The following is a 17,823-nucleotide window of genomic DNA, read 5'->3' as shown; positions in this document are numbered from 1 at the left end:
GGGGCTTGCGGTGGCTTCCCGACCTCTCGTCCTTGGCTTTATTGAGGTGGAATGAAAAGGTATATACCCTTTGGTCAAATAGTATATATCCTTGGAGCAAATAGTATATACCCTTCGGCTGAATAGTATATACCTTTCGAGCAAAAGGTATATACCCTACGATAGAAAGGTATATTCCTCACGGCAGTAAGGTATATTCCTCGCGGCAGTAAGGTATATTCCTCGCGATGGTGAGGTATATACCTTCTTCTCTCCTCCCTATATGTTTGCTACGGCTTCCTACAGAAAGGCACTCCACAGCATACGAAAGCGGGGCGCAGGACCTGATGCCCTACACCCCGCTACTACTTGGTGATGGATGATGAAGAATGCCTTAGCCGAGGCGCTCTATGAGGGCTCCGACGAGCGATGGGATGGTCGCCTGCGGTGCGATGAGCTGGGGCTCAAGTCCGTAGCTTCGTACGGCACCTGCCGTTTGCTCTCCAAGGACTGCGATGGGAAGCTCACGTAGCAGGTCGGTCAGCTGATATTGCTCCAGTAGCTCTACAAGGTGATGGATCGCCGATGAGCTGCATGCCGTCAGGTAGTCAGCTGATGCCAGCGTCGCCCGAAGTTCCTCCGCTTCGTAATGAATCGGACTATTGGTGTAGAGCGGAAGGCGCTCGCAGCGGTAGCCTGCTTCCTGCAGGAGGTGAGCAAGGTCGTCATGCGCCAGTGCCGAAGCTGGTAGAAGCAGGGACTTATCGTGTGCGGCAGAGACTTGCTCTACAAATTCGCGAGCGAAGGCCTTAGCGTGGTACTCACTGGGCATGAAGTCGGGCTTGATACCTTGAGCTTCGAGCGCTGCCGTGGTCATCGGTCCCAGCGACGCAATACGGCAGGGCGAGAGCGCGCGGGCATCAAGTCCAGCTCGGTGCAGTGCTGCGAAGAAGAACTCCACGGCATTGGGTGAGGTGAAGAAGATCCAGCCGTAGCGCGCCAGCTGACCGAGGTGTGTGGCGACTTCTGCGTTGATGGCTTCGTTGGATGATAGTTCGATGGTCGGGAGAAGGAGTGCCTCGGCGCCTTCACTTTCGAGGGCTTCCTGCAGTGAGGAGGCTTGATGACGTGCTCGCGTGACGATGACCTTCTTCCCAGCCAAGGGGCGTGACGTGCGACCTTCACTCAGACGAATCACCTCACCGATGACGAAGAGGGCGGGCGTATAGGCTGTGAAGTCTTCTTCGGGGTCAGTGAACTCTCCGAGGGTACGTGCTAAGAGTGCCTGCTGTGGGGTCGTCCCTCGGCTAACCAAAGCTGCTGGGGTCGTGGCCGAGCATCCGGCATCAATGAGTGCTTGGCTAATCGAAGCGATTTGGCGAACACCCATGTAGAAGATCAGCGTACCGCCGAGCTTGGCAAGAGCTTGCCAGTCGAAGGCAGGGAGCTCTCCTGACTCCGAGTGGGCAGTAAGGCAAGTGAACGAACGACTGACTGCTCGGTGCGTCACGGGAATATCGAAGTAGGCGGGAGCAGCAAGCCCCGCCGTGATCCCTGGCACAATCTCATAGTGGATACCAGCTTCGCGGAGTACGTTCATCTCTTCACCCCCGTGGGCAAAGACAAAGGGATCGCCGCCCTTGAGACGTACGATCTTGCTCGCCCCTTCAGAAGCCAGCTCGACGAGCAGCGCATTGATCTCGGGCTGCTTCATAGAGTGCGCGCCATAGCGCTTCCCTACATTGTAGAGGCGGGTAGTCGGGGGGATGAGCTCGATAATGCGGGGAGAGACGAGAGCATCATAGACGACGATCTCCGCTGAGGTAATCAGTTCGTAGGCACGACGGGTAAGGAGCTTGGGGTCACCAGGACCTGCTCCGACGAGATATACGGTACTCATGCTGTGGTGATATGCTGAAGGCGCTCGATGAGCTGCGAGAGTAGGGTGTCAATATCAGAGAGTGGGGTGTGATGCGTAGCCAGATAGTGCTCCGTCCCCGAAGCGTTCGCGTAGAAGACACGAAGCTCTGCGGTCTCGCCCTCGATATGGCAGACGCAGCCCAAGGGGAGGGCACAGCCGCCACCTAAGCGCTTGAGGAGGCTTCGCTCAATGGTAACCTCTCGCTCGGTCTTCGCGTCATGGATCTGCTGAAGTAGGGTCTGCAGCTCACCATCTTCGTCTCGCGTCTGGACGGCAATAGCTGCTTGCCCAGGAGCAGGTACGATGATCTCCTCACTGATGGGATAGCGGGTGACGTCCTTCATATCCAGACGAGTGAGACCAGCTTCAGCGAGGAGGGTAGCATCGAAGAGTCCAGCGCCGACCTTCCCCATGCGGGTCTCTACATTCCCTCGGATAGGTTCGGTGCGCAGATGAGGATAGTGGAGAGCTATCTGATAGGCGCGGCGCCGGCTTGATGTCCCGATGAGAGCACCTTCGGGCAAAGCCTCGAGAGGCATCGGACCTATGAGCGTGTCGTGTGTGACGGCACGAGGCAGATAAGCAGCTATGCGGGTGCCAGGCGCAGGATCAACGGGAAGATCCTTGAGGCTGTGCACGGCGAAGTCTATCTCCCCAGCTCGCAGTGCTTCCTCAAGAGCTCCCGTGAAGAGTCCCTTGTCTCCCGAGGCATCAAGGGAGAGATGCTGGAGCTTGTCCCCTTTAGTCTTGATGATCTTGAGCTCGATCTGAAGGGTAGGGAAGTGCCGGAGGAGGGCATCGCGTACCATCTCGCTCTGGCGCAGTGCGAGCTGACTTCCTCGCGTCCCGAGGATGAAGGTCTTAGGAGTCATGTGATGGGAGCTTACCTTGTATATGGGTGAAGAGCTGGAGGAGTGTCTTGGAGTAGGTCTTAAGTCCTGTCGTCTCGCTTAGCTCTCGCAGTGCGGAGACGATCGCAGTCGTGTAAGTGGTGCGTAGATGTTCGTCCCAGTGCGAGATGAGCTTACGTTCTTCTTCGCTTAAGTCGTGGGGAAGGGCAGAGAGTTCCTTGTCGAGGAGCTGATGGGATACCTGCTGGATGAGACCGATGGTCTGTCTCACCTCTGCAGCATCGCACCACTGGAGGAAGTCCTGTACCATTGACTGGATGTAGCTACGTATCTCCTCGTGCTGATGAAGCTCTTCGCCCGAGAGATACTGCTGACTCCTCAGATCATCGATCGTATAGAGGTGGAGGTGGGGTACTTCGTCCAGCGATGGATCAACATTGCGTGGTACGGCCATGTCAAAGAAGTAGCGCTCCCCTTGTGGTATATATACAAGGAGCTCCTCCGTGATAATCGGAGTAAGAGAAGAGGTGGCGACGAAGGTGATAGGAGAGGTCGTGAGCGCCTGAGGAAGATGATCATCCGAGTACACCGAGGAGATCTGATGCTTCTCTGCAAAGGCCATGGCTCGTTCACGGGTGCGATTGTAGATGCTCACCATAGGATGCTGGAGCTCCTGTAGGCGGTGGACAATGACTTCTGCCATCTGTCCCGCTCCGAGGATGAGTACGGGCAGCTCGGAGAAGTTCGCTATACGCTGTCGGAGGTAGTCAACGGCTGCTGTGCCCGCAGAGATGGGAGTAGCTGATAGTAGGTACTCACTGCGCACTTTCTTTGCCGTCTCAAAGGCTCGATGACAGAGACGAGAGATCACGGCTGTACTCTGCTCGTGCGTCGTAGCACGACGATAGGCTTCCTTCAGCTGTCCGAGGATTTGGGTTTCTCCAAGGACCATCGACTCCAGGCCACATGCCAAGCGGAAGAGGTGACGTATGGCCTCTGTGTGATGTAGAGTCGTGAAGATCGATTCGTCCCCAGAGTGGCGTATGCGCTTGAAGCGATAGAGACTGCGGATGAGTGTAGACTCAAGCTCCGGTGTTACTTGGTTGGGTGCTTCGTAATAGATCTCCAAGCGATTGCAAGTAGAGAGAACAAAGCCACCAAGTAGACCTTGCTCCCCTTGCCACTGTGAGATAAGTTGGACTGCTTCTTCCTCTCCGAGGGCGAACTGCTCACGTCTCGATAGGGAGGCTGTCTTATGGTTGATACTAATGAGTCCGATCATGGATCGTATCCTGTAGTAGTGATTCTTTTAGTTTGTCGTAGGCCTGACGCAGACGAGTACGCTCAGCCTCATCGGTAGCCTCTTGTAGTGCTTGACGATATTGAGAGAGGGCTCGTAGACGTGCTTCGAAGCCATCGGGAAGTGTTTCACTCCATACCGTCTTAAGCTGCTGTGTGATCTCGGGGAGGCGGTAGTCGCTGTGCACTGATAGGGTAATGCCTTCCTTGTGTGCGGTAGCGCCAAACTGTAAGTTCCCTCGCGTCGCATCGCTGAGTAGAGAGAAGAGGTAGCCTGCAGCCTCAAGCTCTTGAGCAAAGCGAAGCTCTTCACCAGCGTCTCCTATTCCTAAGATGACGATACGTGCCTCACCTACATCGGAGATCCCAGTGTAAGCACGAGGAATCCACTCGAAGTCTCCTCGTCGTGCTGCTTCTGTGAACTCATCACAGAGAGCTGGTGCCATGACTTTGAATGGGATGCGACGCTCGATAAGTCCTTGGGCTTTTCGCCAAATTCCCTTTCCTCCTCCCACGAGGAGTATGGGGAGAGTCTCCGATGATAGGAAGAGCGGGAGGTGATACTGCTGTAGCTCCGTACGGATTGGGCGGGGAGGCGCCTGCTGATGCGTACGAGTTCGCCATGCCCAGGGTTGTGGAAGGTGCTTATCCTTTAGCAGGATACTATCGGACCAAAGATCAGGAGCCTTGCGATCACAAATCAGTTTGCCTGCCTCCATCAGTAATACTCGATCGGCGAAGCGGCTGGCCAGTTCCATATCGTGGGTGGAGATGATGATGGTCTTCCCTGCAAGATGTAGCTGCTCCAGTAAGTCCAACACACGCTCCGTGTACAACGTGTCAAGTGCCGCCGTAGGTTCGTCAAGGATTAGAACTTCAGGATCGGTAGCGAGGACAGCTACCAGAGCTACCCACTTCTTTTGACCTTCGCTCAGTTCATGGGGAGGCTTGTGGCGGAGCTTAGCAAGGTTGTAGCGAGTCAAGAGTTCCTCAAGTCGCTTATGGAGGGCTTCCTCACGCAGACCCATATTCTTAAGCCCGAAGGCGATCTCATCCTCGACAGAGGGAGTGAAGAGCTGATAATTGGAGTTTTGGAGTACGAGTGCTACTTGCTGTCTTAGGGAGACTCGCTCTTGTGGATGAATTAGTTGGCCATGTAGATAGACTTCTCCGCTCCATGAGGATTGGAGTCCTGAGAGTAGAAGGAAGAGGGTAGACTTCCCTGCGCCGTTATGCCCGATGAGAGCTATACGCTCTCCTCTCTGTATGGTGCAGGTGACACCGCGGAGAGCCTCATATCCATCTTCATAGTGGAAGGATAGCTCTTTGACTTGCAGAAGAGGAAAGTGATTCATACTCTCAGTGCTGTTGTGTGAGCTACTTCTTAGCCCTTCATCTTCATATCCTCGAGATTGGAGCCCAAGGTAAAGTTTGTCTGATTCCACTTGGCTCAATATGAAAGTGCGCGAGAGGAGCATACCGAAGTGCTGGAACTTCTCGCTCAAGCTCCCTTGGTAACCCAGACGGCTTATCTGTGCCAGACGAATCTGCCCTGCCGTTTCCTCCAGGACGAAGATATAGCGGTAGGTGAGCTCAATGAGCTCAATGAAGAGCTTGGGGGTACCAAGGCTGCGTAGCACTGTGTAGAGTCGATGGAGCGGAAGAAACTGTAGGAGGAGCATCATCGAGGAGGCGGAGGCTAAGCAGCGAAGTCCCGTCTTGACAGCCACTACACTGCCTCCCTTCGTGATACCCCAGCCTCCGAAGTCTATCCATAGAGAGCTCCCTTCTCCGCGGCCTAAGGCAATCGGTAGAATTGAGAGGAGAATGAAGAATGAGAGGATGAGGAGTCTGCGTGTCAAAAGCCATCTTTTTCCCGTGCTTCGAGCAAAAGTCAAGCCAATGATAGCAGCTGCAAGTATGAGGAGGTGAGCTGTATGTTGCAGTACAAGTGCTACCCCAAGGAGAAGTAGACACAAGAATAAGTACCCCTGCTCCTCACGGAGCGTAGGGCGTCGAGAGCAGTGCTTTGTGTGGGACATTAGGCTTCTTGCTCCTTCTGCTTGGATTGATGTCTCTTATAAATGAGCTGGTAGTATCCCCAGGCGAATAGAGCAATACCAATAGCTACCTGCAGTGCGAAGAGGAGAGGCTCTGCAAACTCTGATGGCTCGAAGCTCTCAAGGAATGGAGTTGGATTGAAGCCCGGGGTTAGTTGCCCAATCATTTCTCCGGCTTGGTCGTCTGTGCCTGCTCCGATGTCAAATAGGCCTGCTAAGATGGGTAATGCAAGGCAGACTACAGCGAGAATTGAGAGCCAAATGAATTGTGGGCGTAGGCTGCTCTTTGTCGAGGACTGTGTGCTGGACGCTTCTACGCTGGTAGTCGTTTTAGCTTGGCTCTTTTCAAGGAGGCGAAGTACAATGACTGTCAAGATACCTTCAATAATAGAGAGTGGCACTTGCGTGATGGCAAAGATTCCGAGGAACTTCCATGCAGCTCCCATAACGCCTGTGACAGTATCGGGGTAGACAACAGCAAGCTGGAAAGAGGTGACGATATAGGTTGCCATCGATCCGCAGAAGGTTGCGATGAAGATGACCAGACTCTTTGGTAAGCGAGCAGAGGTTAGAAGGCGATAGAGTGCGTAGGCAACAAAAGGGCCTGCAATAGATAGCGAGAAGATATTTGCCCCCAGTGTGCTGATACCTCCGTGAGCTAATAGTAGAGCTTGGAAGAGAAGCACAATAGCTCCGACTAAGGGCATTGCCATGGGACCAATCGTAAGCGTACCTAATGTGGTCCCTGTAAGGTGGGAGCTACTCCCCGCGACAGAGGGCATCTTTAGAGCTGAGAGAATGAACGTATAAGCAGCTGCCAAGGCGAAGGAACTCTTCATGCGAGGAGAAGCCTTGATCTGACGGGCTACAAAGCGATAGCTGAAGACCACAAAGGGGAGAGCTATGAGATACCAAATGATGCACCACTTCAGGGGAATGAATCCTTCCATGATGTGCATAGCTCCAAGTGGCTCTAGTCCCAAAGCGAGCATGAGGAGCAGTAGATAGATACGCTTATTCATAGTTGAGGTTGTCGATGTATATATGGATATGTAGGGCCGATCGCAATTACTGCTCACGCTCTGCTGCCATCAGATGATCAAGCCATACCTGACGGAGGGAGGCGTAGTCTGCCAGCCCGTGAAGGTGGCAATTTTCTTCTTCAATCTTGTAGCCAAGGGCCTTGAAGCGGATCTTCCAGCTTTGCTCTTCCAATGGGGTATCCTCTTCTTCGTCACCCGCCATATCATTGAGAGCATGGTCACCCGCTACAGACATGAGGGGGAGGAGGTTAAGTATTGAGCCAACAGGACATACCTCAGCTAATCGCTCAGCGACGTCCTCAAAGAGCATATCTTCAAAGTCTACCGTCCCGATGAGTATACGCGAGCAGCGCCCCTGCAGGTAGTCATGTAGGCGGCGATAGCGACCATTGGCTTCGGGATGCTTATCTGTATTGTTACCATGTCCCATGAGGATGAGAGCTTCCCCTTTCTCCAGACGCTCGCGGAAGAGTGAATAGATACAATCTCCTACACGCTCAATATCAGCTTGGCTCCAAAGTAGGGGTACGCCGACTGTAGTCGGTATCTGAGGATAGAGACGATGGAACTGCGGAACGTAGCGGTCATCAATGAATGAGTACTCCAGACCAGGAATGACGTGTAGAGACTGGATACTTACAGCCTTATAGCCAGCTTCACCAATGGCTTCGAGCCACTTATCTGTGGTATAGTATTCTTCGCCTGTTTTCTCAAGCCATTTACGGATGCAGAACTTGGAGGTGAAGGCCATATAGATATCTCTATCTGGGAAACTCTCAGCAAAGGCATTGCGCAATGTTGCAAAGGTTTTGTGTGGCCCTTCGTAGGTACTTCCAAAAGTGACTAATAGCAGGGCTCGCTCATGTCGCTTCTCTGCGCAGACACGGGCGATCAGTGGGTTTTGGTTGCTCTGTTCCATAGTGATTACTCCTGTGCATTGGCCTCATAGCGATACTTCACCTAATGAGGATTGCACAAAGTTACTCTTTATCTAACAGATTCTAAAGGAAGAAGAGGAGGAGATTGATATGCTATTCGACCAGATGAGCAGGGGCTATAAAACGAGTGTTGACTGCCTCCCGACAGCCAACACCCTTCGTTAACCTTAAATCTAATACCATGAAAAACACACTGCAAATATACGTTAAATAATTTAGGTCCTCCAAATATTTCTTGATCTTTATTTACTTTATATTCGTATGTCGCTGTTGGATAGAGTATTCCTGCGATGTGAGAACTTTCATACAAGGGAGGAAATATCTGTTTGCTGCTGATAGATGGATAAAAAAATAGGCCCTCAGGATATCCTGAGGGCCTATTTAATGTTGGAGATCAGAAGCTCTTACTTAGTCTTGATGCCGAGCTTCTTGGCGATGTCTTCAGGGATAGCTGAGCGATGAAGTACGATGTTCATCGTCTTACCCTTTACGAAGTTGTAAGAAGCATACCAGTGTCCCTTGTAGGTCCCAGCTTCACCCCATGAGTTCTTTACCATGAAGAACTTGCGGCCAATCTGGTTCTTTGCGATACCGTAGATCACCATACCATGGTCGTCGGTGAGCTCGTAGTTGTCGAAGCCCTTCTGACGATACTCCTGGGTGGGTTCGATTTCGGGTACATCAGCCGTGTGGATGAGCTGATTCAGCAGGCGCTGCTTATCTGAGGAGTTCAGACCGATCCAGCGAGCCTGGTCAGAACCCTTCGTTTCGATTTCTTCCACGTCGGGGAGGACAGCAATACCGTCACGGGTGAAGCCCTTTTCACTCACGTCAGAGCCCCAAGCGATCGTGTAGCCCTTATCGATGGCATACTCCATGGTGCGCATGAATTCATCGATGGGGAGGTTATAGGACTCAGCCCAACGCCAGTTGTCTTCGATTTCGAGGGCAAACTTGCTATAGAAGGGGTGATGAGTGAAGGAGGTCAGTGAGACATAGTCGTCAGCATTCAGACCCATTTCCTGAGCGTAGCTCTTAGGCGTGTACTTCTTGCCATTGAACGTGAAGCTCTCGGGGAGCTTGCCGAGGTATTGGTCTATGATAGATTCAAAGGCGGGATACCATGCTGGAGAGAGCTTGCCGTTAGGGTTGCTGACGATAGCATCAAGGAAGCCCTTGAGGGCAGCTTCCATTTCTCCGTGCTGATTCTTAGTCGTCCCATAGTTAAGACCAGGGAGGACTGACTGGGGAACAGCACCATACTCCTTGAGTACATAGAGTACATCGTAGAAAGATCCACCCTGTGCGAAGTTCAGCTTGCCGTGCAGACGGACATACTTACGTCCCTTGTCGCGGTAGGAGTGGCTGACTACGAACATCTCAGAGAGGTCATACTCACCCTTACCGATGCGGATCAGCTCATCTTCCAGGAAGCTCTGACCTGAGTAAGCCCAGCAAGTACCTGAGTTTGCCTGATTCTTGATCGAGGTGATGCGTGCGTCCTTGACGGTCGTGAAGACGTTAGGCTGTCCAGCGTCCTTAGACTGAGTGGGTGTTTGTGCCAGTGCCAGGGAAGAAGTCATCCCTGCGATGGCCATGATAGCGATAAGTTTCTTCATCTTTGATGGGTATATGTAATAGTTACGAGTTACATCAAGTGCCTATTCCCCATGGGTATTTGCCACAAGGGTATCCAAAGATACACAATAATTCGCTTCGTCAGCTCGTAGTCAGACAGCCGCAAAGCTGTGGCTCGGGAGTAGGTTGCCTCTGGGAGGGGAGGCAAAACTATTGGAGGAAGGGATTCTTACGACGCTCGTATCCGATAGTGGTCTCTGGCCCGTGACCACTGAAGACAATCGTCTCATCGGGTAGCGGGAGATACTGTGTGCGTATTGACTCAACAAGCTGATCATAGCTCCCATACCAGAAGTCCGTGCGACCAATTGTCCCCTGGAGTAGGGTATCCCCAGAGAGTAGAATCCCGGACTCAGGTGCATAGTAAGCGAGGTGACCTGGTGCATGTCCAGGGACAAAGAGAACTTGAAGCTCTTCACTGCCGAGGCGAATGAGATCATCCTGCCCTACCATCGTATAGCGCTCTGCTGGGATATCTTCCAGTGGTAGTGGAATAGCATAGCCCTTGAGTTGCTCAGAGGGCAGGGGTAGCTTCTCGAAGTCAATAGCGTTGGCATAGGCTGTGATATGAGGCCATTCCTTGAGGACGTACGCGGCTCCCCATACATGATCGAAGTGCTGATGGGTACAGAGCATAAGGGTTGGTGTAAGTCCTCGCTCCGTGATGAAGTCACGAAGCTTCTCTTCCTCAGAGTGGCGCATGCAGCCTGGGTCAACGATGGCAGCCTCATGGCTCTCTTCATCGTAGAGGACGTAGGTATTCTCTTGTACAGGCCCGAAGGTAAACTGGTGAATCTTAAGCATAGGATGATAATGATGATAGTCTTAGAGGGGAAATAGTGCCATCAGCCTTTAAGGCATTTGGCGTCGTAGGTGGGAGCCATCGATCTCCAGCCCTTCGCTGAGCTCTCCTGCCCAATAGCGTATAGCAGCCATGGTGTCCAGAGGATGGTAGGGGAGGGCTGCGATGATTTTTTCGACGGGATAGCTCTCTGCGGTGGTACCGAGGAAGGAGCGCTCAAGCTCCTCGCCTACGGCATCGATGATATATTGATGTAGTCCCGAAGGATGCTTGCGAAGACAAACATCACATGCTCCACAGGGGGTACTCTCAGTCTCTCCAAAGTAAGCGAGAAGCATACGAGAGCGGCAGGTCTCTTCCTCTTCTATGTAGGTACGTACAGCCCCGATGCGGTCACTCATCTTGTCGCGACGCTCCTGATAGGCGGCATAGGGTATACGGAGATACTGGCTGTCTTCACGTCGGATGAGGAAGTGTAGGCGAGGGATATCCTTCTTCGGGATGTAGTGCAGGACGCCTTGGCGAGATAATACTACAAGGAAGGTGTAGACCTCATCTTCGCTGTAGCCCGAGAGGGTAGATAGGTCGCGCTCGTTGATGCACACGTAGTCAGAGAAGAGCCCCGTATAGCTACGCAGTATCGTGCGGATGAGGCGGTCGGGACCGATATGGGGTTGGTAAAGCTCCTTACTCGGGATAAGGAAGCGGAGCATTGAGCGGCTGTCATCATCGTGGTACTCCAGCCACTTCGCCAGCTGCATGATCTCGATAGCGTGACGGGTCTGCACGGGACGCATATGGAAGCGTCGTATGAAGAGCTCGATGTCAAAGTCATACGTGCGATCCAGCCCCTCTCCTTCTCCGATAGCGAGGAAGTTGCAGATCTGATCATATACTTCGCGGATGTATTCCTTCTCGGGGAAAGTATCCTGCAGGCGCCGATGTAGCATCCTGGAGTCCTGGCTACCGACGATAGCCACAGCGTAGGAGTGCTCACCATCACGCCCTGCACGCCCTGCCTCCTGATAGTATTCCTCGAGGGAAGAGGGCATGGTGAGATGGATGACCAGGCGCACATCGGGCTTATCGATGCCCATACCGAAGGCATTCGTTGCGACCATGACACGCACTTCTCCTCGCATCCATCGCCCTTGGCGCATCTCACGCTCGGTATAGGTTAGCCCTGCATGATAGTAGGTTGCACTAATTCCTTCGGCAAGGAGAGCTTCGGAGACCGTCTGACAGAGCTGTCTATTGCGGCAGTAGATGATGGCAGCTCCTTCTACTCGGGAGAGTATGAAGCGCATCATCGCAGGCTTGTCATCGCTACGACGTATCGAATAGGAGATGTTGGGGCGAAGGAAGCTCTTCTGATAGAAGGCATAGCCTGGGCGGAAGTGAAGGACACGCTTGATATCCTCGACGACCTCACTCGTCGCTGTTGCTGTAAGAGCCAAGATGGGTACCTCGGGAAGCTGCTCACGGAGCTTCGGTAGCTCAAGGTAGGAGGGGCGGAAGTCATATCCCCACTGACACACGCAGTGACATTCGTCGATGACAATGAGTGAGACAGTCAGGGCATGAAGCCACGCTTGGAAGCGCTCACTACCTACACGCTCAGGAGAGACATAGAGGAACTTGTACTTTCCGAAGAGGCAATTATCCAGAGCCGTCTGTACCTTCTCTTGTGACATGCCTGAGTGGATCGCTGTGGCACGTATCCCTCGGGCACGCAGATGGTCTACCTGGTCCTTCATCAGAGAGATGAGGGGCGTGATGACAAGTGTCAGCCCTGGGAGGATGAGTCCTGGTACTTGGAAGGTGATGCTCTTTCCCCCTCCAGTCGGCATAAGACCTAAGGTATCTCGTCCGTCCAGTGCTGCTTGTACGATCTCTCTCTGTAGAGGTCGGAAGGTAGAGTATCCCCAGTAGCGCTCCAGGACTTCTTCCGGGGAGAGGTCGCTGTCGGCTACTCCTGGTCGAGGATCATGCCCAGGTGTGACGGGGGAGATGGAGAGGGGATCTTCATCGAATAGGTCTTCAGGCCAGAGTTCATGATGCTCAATGATCGGATCATCGGCACTTGGATCTGGACCTAAGAGCTCCTCAATGTCTTCGGTAGAGGTCGGTCTCATGGTGGCATCCAGCGTGATCTATCGGTCGGTGAGTCGCTCTGGCAGCTCGCTTTCGAGGCAGAGATCCTTGACACGTAGCTGTAGGAAGCTTTGCGGATAGAAGTTGTTTTCCTCGAGCTCAAAGCACAGGGCAAAGGCGTTGTGACGTGTGATCTCGGGAGCATAGCGAGCCAGCCCCAGAGCGAAGCCATGAAGGGGACGGATGCGCTGATAGCTGTCGGTCATACGTAGGCTCAGATGCTGAAGTGCCTTGCCTACAGCACGTGTGCCACCGGCATCTCGCATGTTACGAGTCATGAAGATGGGACGCTCGTTGTCCGTGCCGAAGGGATAGAGCATCTCTACCTGACGGAGGAGCGTGCGTGACACCTCGGAAGGCTTGAGCTCTGCATCGATTTGGAGGGTCGGAGTGAATGGTTGCGAGGTGATTTGCTCCACACTATCAGCATACTCCTGTATGCGTCGCATAAACTCAGGGAGGCGGTCCTCACGGATTGTCAGCCCTGCGGCAAAGATGTGTCCGCCGAAGTTCTCCAAGCAGTCACTGCAAGCTTGGATGGCTTGGTATAAGTCAAAGCCTCCTGCAGAGCGTCCTGATCCGGCGAGGAAGTCACCTGTACTATGGGAGAGGATGAGCACAGGGCGGTGGAAGCGATCGGCCAGTCGTGCTGCTACGATGCCCATGACTCCCTTGTTCCACTCTGGGCGGTAGAGGATGATGAGTCGCTGCTTCTGGAGCTGTGGGTCACTCTCGACGAGGGCAATGGCCTCACGTGTGACCTGCTGATCGAGCTCTTGACGCTGGCGATTGTATTCGTCGAGTATCTGGCTCTGTACCTCCGCTGTAGCAGCATCCTCGGCAATGAGGAGCTTGACAGACTCAGCGCCGTGTGCCATACGCCCTGCGGCATTGATACGTGGTCCGAGCTCGTAGTAGATGCTCGCCATATCGACGCGACCAGGCTGGATCTTCCCTAAGCGCATGAGATAGGTGATAGCTACCGAGGGGTGGCTATTGATCTGCTGCAGGCCGTGAGATATGAAGATACGGTTCTCCCCAAGTATAGAAACACGGTCCTGAGCGATACTTAGGACGAGAAGCTCCAGCAAGGGAAAAAGAGATTCAAAAGGGAGGTTTCGATGGGAGGCAAGCCCTTGTACAAGCTTGAAAGCTACCCCACAGCCCGAGAGCTCGGTGAAGGGGTAGTGGTTGTCGTGACGCTTCGGGTTGAGGATAGCAGTAGCTGGAGGAAGGCTATCATCGGGCGTGTGGTGGTCGCAGACGATGAAGTCCATCCCATGCTCTCGAGCGTAGGTGATTTCCTCAAACGCCTTGATCCCCGTGTCTACCGATATGATGAGGCTGACACCTAACTGCCGTGCATAGTCTATGCCCTGCAACGTGATACCATAGCCATCGTCATAGCGATCTGGAATATAGTAGTGGAGGTATTCCTCGGGCAAGCATTGTGCTCGCAGATAGCGGTAGAGTAGGGCTACGGCTGTGGTGCCATCGACATCATAGTCTCCGTAGATCAAGATATGCTCCCGCTGCTCAATAGCTCTATTCAGCCGCTCGACAGCGACCAGCATATCCTCCATAGCGAAGGGATCATGTAGCTCCTCAAGGCGTGGAGAGAAAAAGCTCTGTGCCTCCTCATAAGTACGTATACCTCTTGCTACCAGGAGGCGCCCCATAGCAGGGAAGAGCCCCAAGCGTGTGGCTAATTCACAAGCTTGGGTCTCCTCATCTGTGGTATATTGTCTTATCTCCCAGCTTTGGGACATGCTTATATCTCCTTGCTATTGCTACTACTTCTTTGTGGTGGCGCTGGGCGTCAGGGTAGGCTGGATCAGATAGTAATGTTGCTGTGTCTTACCCTTCCCGGAGCCTTGTATCTCTACAACGACATAGTCCTTGCCTTTGTTCGTTTGCTCACGGTTGGCGAGGATTTCCTCGCGAGGTGTTTCATTCCAATGCTGCTCAAAGAGAAGAGCATCGTCAAGTGAGCGCACTTGAATGGCCTTATCAAAGCTCGAGCCATCACCCGTGTGGGCGATCATGCTGAGAAGCTCGACGAGCTGGTACATGTAGGTATTGAATCGTGAGCTCTTGAGGTGAAGCGAGAGGTCGCAGGCGCGCTTGATGAGCCCAATATGCGTGGGGGTACGCCACAGCCCTTGTTGGACGGTCTTGAGTGCCTCAGTGAAGTTCTTCCCCTCGATAAGGCGATCGGCCTCAGCCTCTATCTTGCTGAGGAAGGGCGCTGTGTCTTCACGTCCATCTACTGAGAAGTATAGCTCTCTGATATCTGCGCGACTGAGCGTAGAGTCTGCGCGACGGAAGCGTGTCGTCAAGAGCTCATTGGACTGTGCACTCTTTTCGCTTACCTTCTGTACAGGTGCTGTCCCCCCCGTACGCAGGCGAATGCTGTCCTGACGCATCATCTCAAGTTGCTCCTCACTGGGAGCTTGGGCTGCATAGTAGCGGCCACGTGCGCGCGAACGTATATTATAGGAGTGGCGGCCGCGACGTGAGGAGCTGTGACTGCTCTTCGCCGAGCTCTTACTCTTGGATGACTTAGAGGAGGCCTTCTTACTCGTAGAGGTCGTAGGCTTCTTGCGGCTACGTGCTTCTCCTATCGATGGGACGGATAGGGAGAGGCTGAGGGCAGCCAGCAGGAGGGTTATCTTCGAATGGATAGGTCGCATAGTTGTTTCTTGTTAGTCGTCTCCGATACTCATTGAGGCAGGAGAGAAGCTCTTCGCTACTGCCCCACGGCAAGCTCGGAGGGTGATCACTGAGTGTCGCTTAGAAGGAACGAGGTCAATCTGTGCCTCAGTATAGAGGAGGGAGCCCCCGTCACTTAGACAAAGATAACGGAAACGGCTCGGATTACCTATGCCTATCCGCTCTTCTTTCCTAAGAAAAGGTATACAAAAAGCCACATTTCAGGGGCTAACTCATAATTAATGACTACTTCCTTGTGCAGGGGGTTGCATAGGGTACTCCTGCTACAGCCTTGATGGGGAGCACAACAAGAGTGGAATGTTAGAAGTCCTATGATGGTCGTATGGGGTAGCTTGTTATCTGTTTGTAAATTAGATTATTGTGGGTGACAAGGTGCGGTCCTATAATGGCTATTCATTGGGATCCGTATAAGGAGGGATAAATGAACCAGTACCGCTCACATCAGAAAGCACTTCGCTTTATTGCGAGTATTCTTCTTATCCAGCGGAGGGTAAAGCATAGTTCTCATGAAGAAAAAAGCGCCTTCACGTAGTGGTTTTCCCCCATCTATGCACGTAGTCTTAAAGATCAGGCACGTAAATCCAAATATCCACGTACGTAGATATTAGAGCCACGTACGTAGTCCAAACTTATCTGCTACTCGTCCACAATTTTTATCCCTACGCGGAGCAATAACCTAATAGAGGTCACTTCTCAAAGCTATATAGTAATCAGTGCAAAGCTATATAGTAATCGGTGCAAAGCTATATAGTAATCAGTGCAAAGCTATATAGTAATCGGTGCAAAGCTATATAGTAATCGATGCAAAGCTATATAGGAATCAGTGCAAAGCTATATAGTAATCAGTCCAAAGCTATATAGGAATCGATTCAAAGCTATATAGCTTTCTTCGCCATCCTATATAGCTCTACCTCACACATCCATATACCTATTGAGACCATTGCGCAAGACCACCTCTTCATTACTCATACCTTCTTCCCTTGAAAATCGGAGTCTTTAGGCTGAGAAGTTCGAAGGAGGAAAGTGCAAGCAGTGAAGAGATGGCCTTGCGCAATGGTCTCCTGATTACTAAGCGATTATCCTCTCGATAGCCCTCAAACGGGGAATGGATTGTGGAGTTATATTGAGCATCAGCTACTTATCCTTTGGTGTGTTTCCCTCGCTTTCTCGCTAGGCAGGCGCTTCAGCTGGGCGCTTTTTCTTACCTTTGCACGAAGCTTTTTTGTGAAGGTGCTGCGAATAGCCCCTATAGAGAGCTTTATAGTTAAGTATAACCGCTAAGGAAGATAAGACAGATGGACGATTCCCTCCCGCCGAATGAGCGCTGTGTAAGCGCCTCTCGCTCCGTCGTCTTGCCCTACGGACTTCTCCGCCTCTGAGGTGGAAGCTGTATGAGGTGAGCCGACAGGATCCACTCCGTAAGTACTGAAGTGCTCGGAGTGCAATAGTCCCACCATATACAGCTAAGCGATATAATGAAGAGCTACCTCACCTTCGAGCCGGGTGTACCCGAGCTGGAAGAGTTCGCCCCCCACTGCTGGGTGCACGTCGAGTGCCCCGATGAAGATGACTTCATGTTCCTGACGAAGGAGCTGGGGATACCAAGAGAATTCCTATCCGACATAGCCGATATTGATGAGCGTCCACGTGCAGAGCGCGAGGATGATTGGCTCCTGACCATTCTCCGCATTCCGATGGATGGAGGCGGACCAGGTATGCCTTATCAGACCGTCCCTCTGGGGATCATCACAGGGCATCGCGCTACGGTCTCTGTTTGCTACAGACGTACGCAGCTCTTACCCGACTTCATCAATCATATCCGACGAAAGAATATCGGTATTGCCAACCAGACCGAGTTCGTCACGCGTATGATTTACTCGTCAGCGGTATGGTTCCTGAAGTACCTGAAGCTGATGTATCTCGAGATCAATCGTGCGGAGAAAGAGCTGGAGCTTAGCATTCGTAATGAGGACCTCCTCCGCATCATGCGTCTGCAGCGATCACTCGTTTACTTCAGTACCTCTATACGAGGTAATGAAGCTATGCTTGGGCGTCTGCGCACAACCTCACGTGCTTCGAGCGTCGATCCAGATCTCTTCGAAGACGTGAGCATTGAGCTTCGTCAGGCTTACAATACGATCAATATCTACACCGATATCGTCACGAGTATGATGGATGCCTCGGCCAATATCATCTCCAACAATGTGAATACGATCATGAAGCGTATGACGAGTATCTCCATTGTGCTGACGGTGCCGACGATGATCTCGAGCTTCTTCGGGATGAACGTCAACGTCTACCTTGGCGAATGGTACTGGGCATTCCTCGCGATCTTCGGCGTGTCAGTGACGATCTCAGGCTTAGCCTTCTATCTCTTCCGTAAGATTAAGTGGTTCTAGGAGTCC

General features: G+C 52.5%; 12 protein-coding genes. 1 reads left to right on the top strand and 11 read right to left on the bottom strand.

What is annotated here, in order from left to right:
- Positions 1 to 373 precede the first annotated feature (373 nt).
- From cobA to IEX77_RS02175, 11 genes are all read right to left on the bottom strand, one after another.
- Positions 374 to 1,879 (bottom strand): uroporphyrinogen-III C-methyltransferase, encoded by a 1,506-nt coding sequence (gene cobA, locus IEX77_RS02225; protein WP_188807511.1) that lies wholly within the window; start codon positions 1,877 to 1,879, stop codon positions 374 to 376.
- A complete protein-coding gene (hemC, locus tag IEX77_RS02220; protein WP_188807510.1) occupies positions 1,876 to 2,772 on the bottom strand; it encodes a hydroxymethylbilane synthase in 897 nt (298 codons plus the stop codon). The genes cobA and hemC overlap by 4 nt, the downstream gene beginning before the upstream one ends.
- On the bottom strand, positions 2,762 to 4,033 hold the full coding sequence (hemA, locus tag IEX77_RS02215; RefSeq protein WP_188807509.1) for a glutamyl-tRNA reductase: 1,272 nt from the start codon (positions 4,031 to 4,033) through the stop codon (positions 2,762 to 2,764). Before hemA ends, hemC begins: the two co-directional genes overlap by 11 nt.
- A complete protein-coding gene (locus IEX77_RS02210; protein ID WP_188807508.1) occupies positions 4,017 to 6,092 on the bottom strand; it encodes an ATP-binding cassette domain-containing protein in 2,076 nt (691 codons plus the stop codon). The genes hemA and IEX77_RS02210 overlap by 17 nt, the downstream gene beginning before the upstream one ends.
- Positions 6,092 to 7,069, bottom strand: coding sequence for an energy-coupling factor ABC transporter permease (locus IEX77_RS02205; RefSeq protein WP_229770773.1), 978 nt, complete (start codon positions 7,067 to 7,069; stop codon positions 6,092 to 6,094). The genes IEX77_RS02210 and IEX77_RS02205 overlap by 1 nt, the downstream gene beginning before the upstream one ends.
- Positions 7,070 to 7,178: 109 nt before the next feature.
- Positions 7,179 to 8,072 (bottom strand): sirohydrochlorin cobaltochelatase, encoded by an 894-nt coding sequence (locus IEX77_RS02200; RefSeq protein WP_188807507.1) that lies wholly within the window; start codon positions 8,070 to 8,072, stop codon positions 7,179 to 7,181.
- 423 nt (positions 8,073 to 8,495) lie between these two features.
- A complete protein-coding gene (locus IEX77_RS02195) occupies positions 8,496 to 9,710 on the bottom strand; it encodes a C1 family peptidase (protein ID WP_188807506.1) in 1,215 nt (404 codons plus the stop codon).
- Between the two features lie 169 nt (positions 9,711 to 9,879).
- Positions 9,880 to 10,533 carry an MBL fold metallo-hydrolase gene (locus IEX77_RS02190; protein WP_188807505.1) on the bottom strand — a complete coding sequence of 218 codons (654 nt, stop codon included), beginning with the start codon at positions 10,531 to 10,533 and terminating at the stop codon, positions 9,880 to 9,882.
- Between the two features lie 48 nt (positions 10,534 to 10,581).
- The gene (locus tag IEX77_RS02185) at positions 10,582 to 12,666 is read right to left on the bottom strand and encodes a RecQ family ATP-dependent DNA helicase (protein WP_188807504.1); all 2,085 of its coding nucleotides are present in this window, start codon (positions 12,664 to 12,666) and stop codon (positions 10,582 to 10,584) included.
- 18 nt (positions 12,667 to 12,684) lie between these two features.
- A complete protein-coding gene (gene recJ / locus IEX77_RS02180; protein WP_188807503.1) occupies positions 12,685 to 14,454 on the bottom strand; it encodes a single-stranded-DNA-specific exonuclease RecJ in 1,770 nt (589 codons plus the stop codon).
- A 24-nt stretch (positions 14,455 to 14,478) separates the two neighbouring features.
- On the bottom strand, positions 14,479 to 15,378 hold the full coding sequence (locus IEX77_RS02175; RefSeq protein WP_188807502.1) for a DUF4919 domain-containing protein: 900 nt from the start codon (positions 15,376 to 15,378) through the stop codon (positions 14,479 to 14,481).
- Between the two features lie 1,515 nt (positions 15,379 to 16,893).
- On the opposite strand from IEX77_RS02175, the gene IEX77_RS02170 reads away from it, so the two are divergent.
- Positions 16,894 to 17,817 carry a magnesium transporter CorA family protein gene (locus IEX77_RS02170; protein ID WP_060935812.1) on the top strand — a complete coding sequence of 308 codons (924 nt, stop codon included), beginning with the start codon at positions 16,894 to 16,896 and terminating at the stop codon, positions 17,815 to 17,817.
- Positions 17,818 to 17,823 lie beyond the last annotated feature (6 nt).

The organism is Porphyromonas pasteri (genome assembly GCF_014647755.1).
Taxonomy (GTDB): domain Bacteria; phylum Bacteroidota; class Bacteroidia; order Bacteroidales; family Porphyromonadaceae; genus Porphyromonas; species Porphyromonas pasteri.
The sequence above is the reverse complement of the archived record's forward strand: the minus strand, read 5'-3'. Positions and strand labels throughout refer to the sequence as shown.

What these genes read in the sequence shown, in the direction of transcription:
- cobA (WP_188807511.1), bottom strand. Translation starts at nt 1,879, where the DNA reads ATGAGTACCGTATATCTCGTCGGAGCAGGTCCTGGTGACCCCAAGCTC.
- hemC (WP_188807510.1), bottom strand. Translation starts at nt 2,772, where the DNA reads ATGACTCCTAAGACCTTCATCCTCGGGACGCGAGGAAGTCAGCTCGCA.
- hemA (WP_188807509.1), bottom strand. Translation starts at nt 4,033, where the DNA reads ATGATCGGACTCATTAGTATCAACCATAAGACAGCCTCCCTATCGAGA.
- IEX77_RS02210 (WP_188807508.1), bottom strand. Translation starts at nt 6,092, where the DNA reads ATGTCCCACACAAAGCACTGCTCTCGACGCCCTACGCTCCGTGAGGAG.
- IEX77_RS02205 (WP_229770773.1), bottom strand. Translation starts at nt 7,069, where the DNA reads ATGCACATCATGGAAGGATTCATTCCCCTGAAGTGGTGCATCATTTGG.
- IEX77_RS02200 (WP_188807507.1), bottom strand. Translation starts at nt 8,072, where the DNA reads ATGGAACAGAGCAACCAAAACCCACTGATCGCCCGTGTCTGCGCAGAG.
- IEX77_RS02195 (WP_188807506.1), bottom strand. Translation starts at nt 9,710, where the DNA reads ATGAAGAAACTTATCGCTATCATGGCCATCGCAGGGATGACTTCTTCC.
- IEX77_RS02190 (WP_188807505.1), bottom strand. Translation starts at nt 10,533, where the DNA reads ATGCTTAAGATTCACCAGTTTACCTTCGGGCCTGTACAAGAGAATACC.
- IEX77_RS02185 (WP_188807504.1), bottom strand. Translation starts at nt 12,666, where the DNA reads ATGAGACCGACCTCTACCGAAGACATTGAGGAGCTCTTAGGTCCAGAT.
- recJ (WP_188807503.1), bottom strand. Translation starts at nt 14,454, where the DNA reads ATGTCCCAAAGCTGGGAGATAAGACAATATACCACAGATGAGGAGACC.
- IEX77_RS02175 (WP_188807502.1), bottom strand. Translation starts at nt 15,378, where the DNA reads ATGCGACCTATCCATTCGAAGATAACCCTCCTGCTGGCTGCCCTCAGC.
- IEX77_RS02170 (WP_060935812.1), top strand. Translation starts at nt 16,894, where the DNA reads ATGAAGAGCTACCTCACCTTCGAGCCGGGTGTACCCGAGCTGGAAGAG.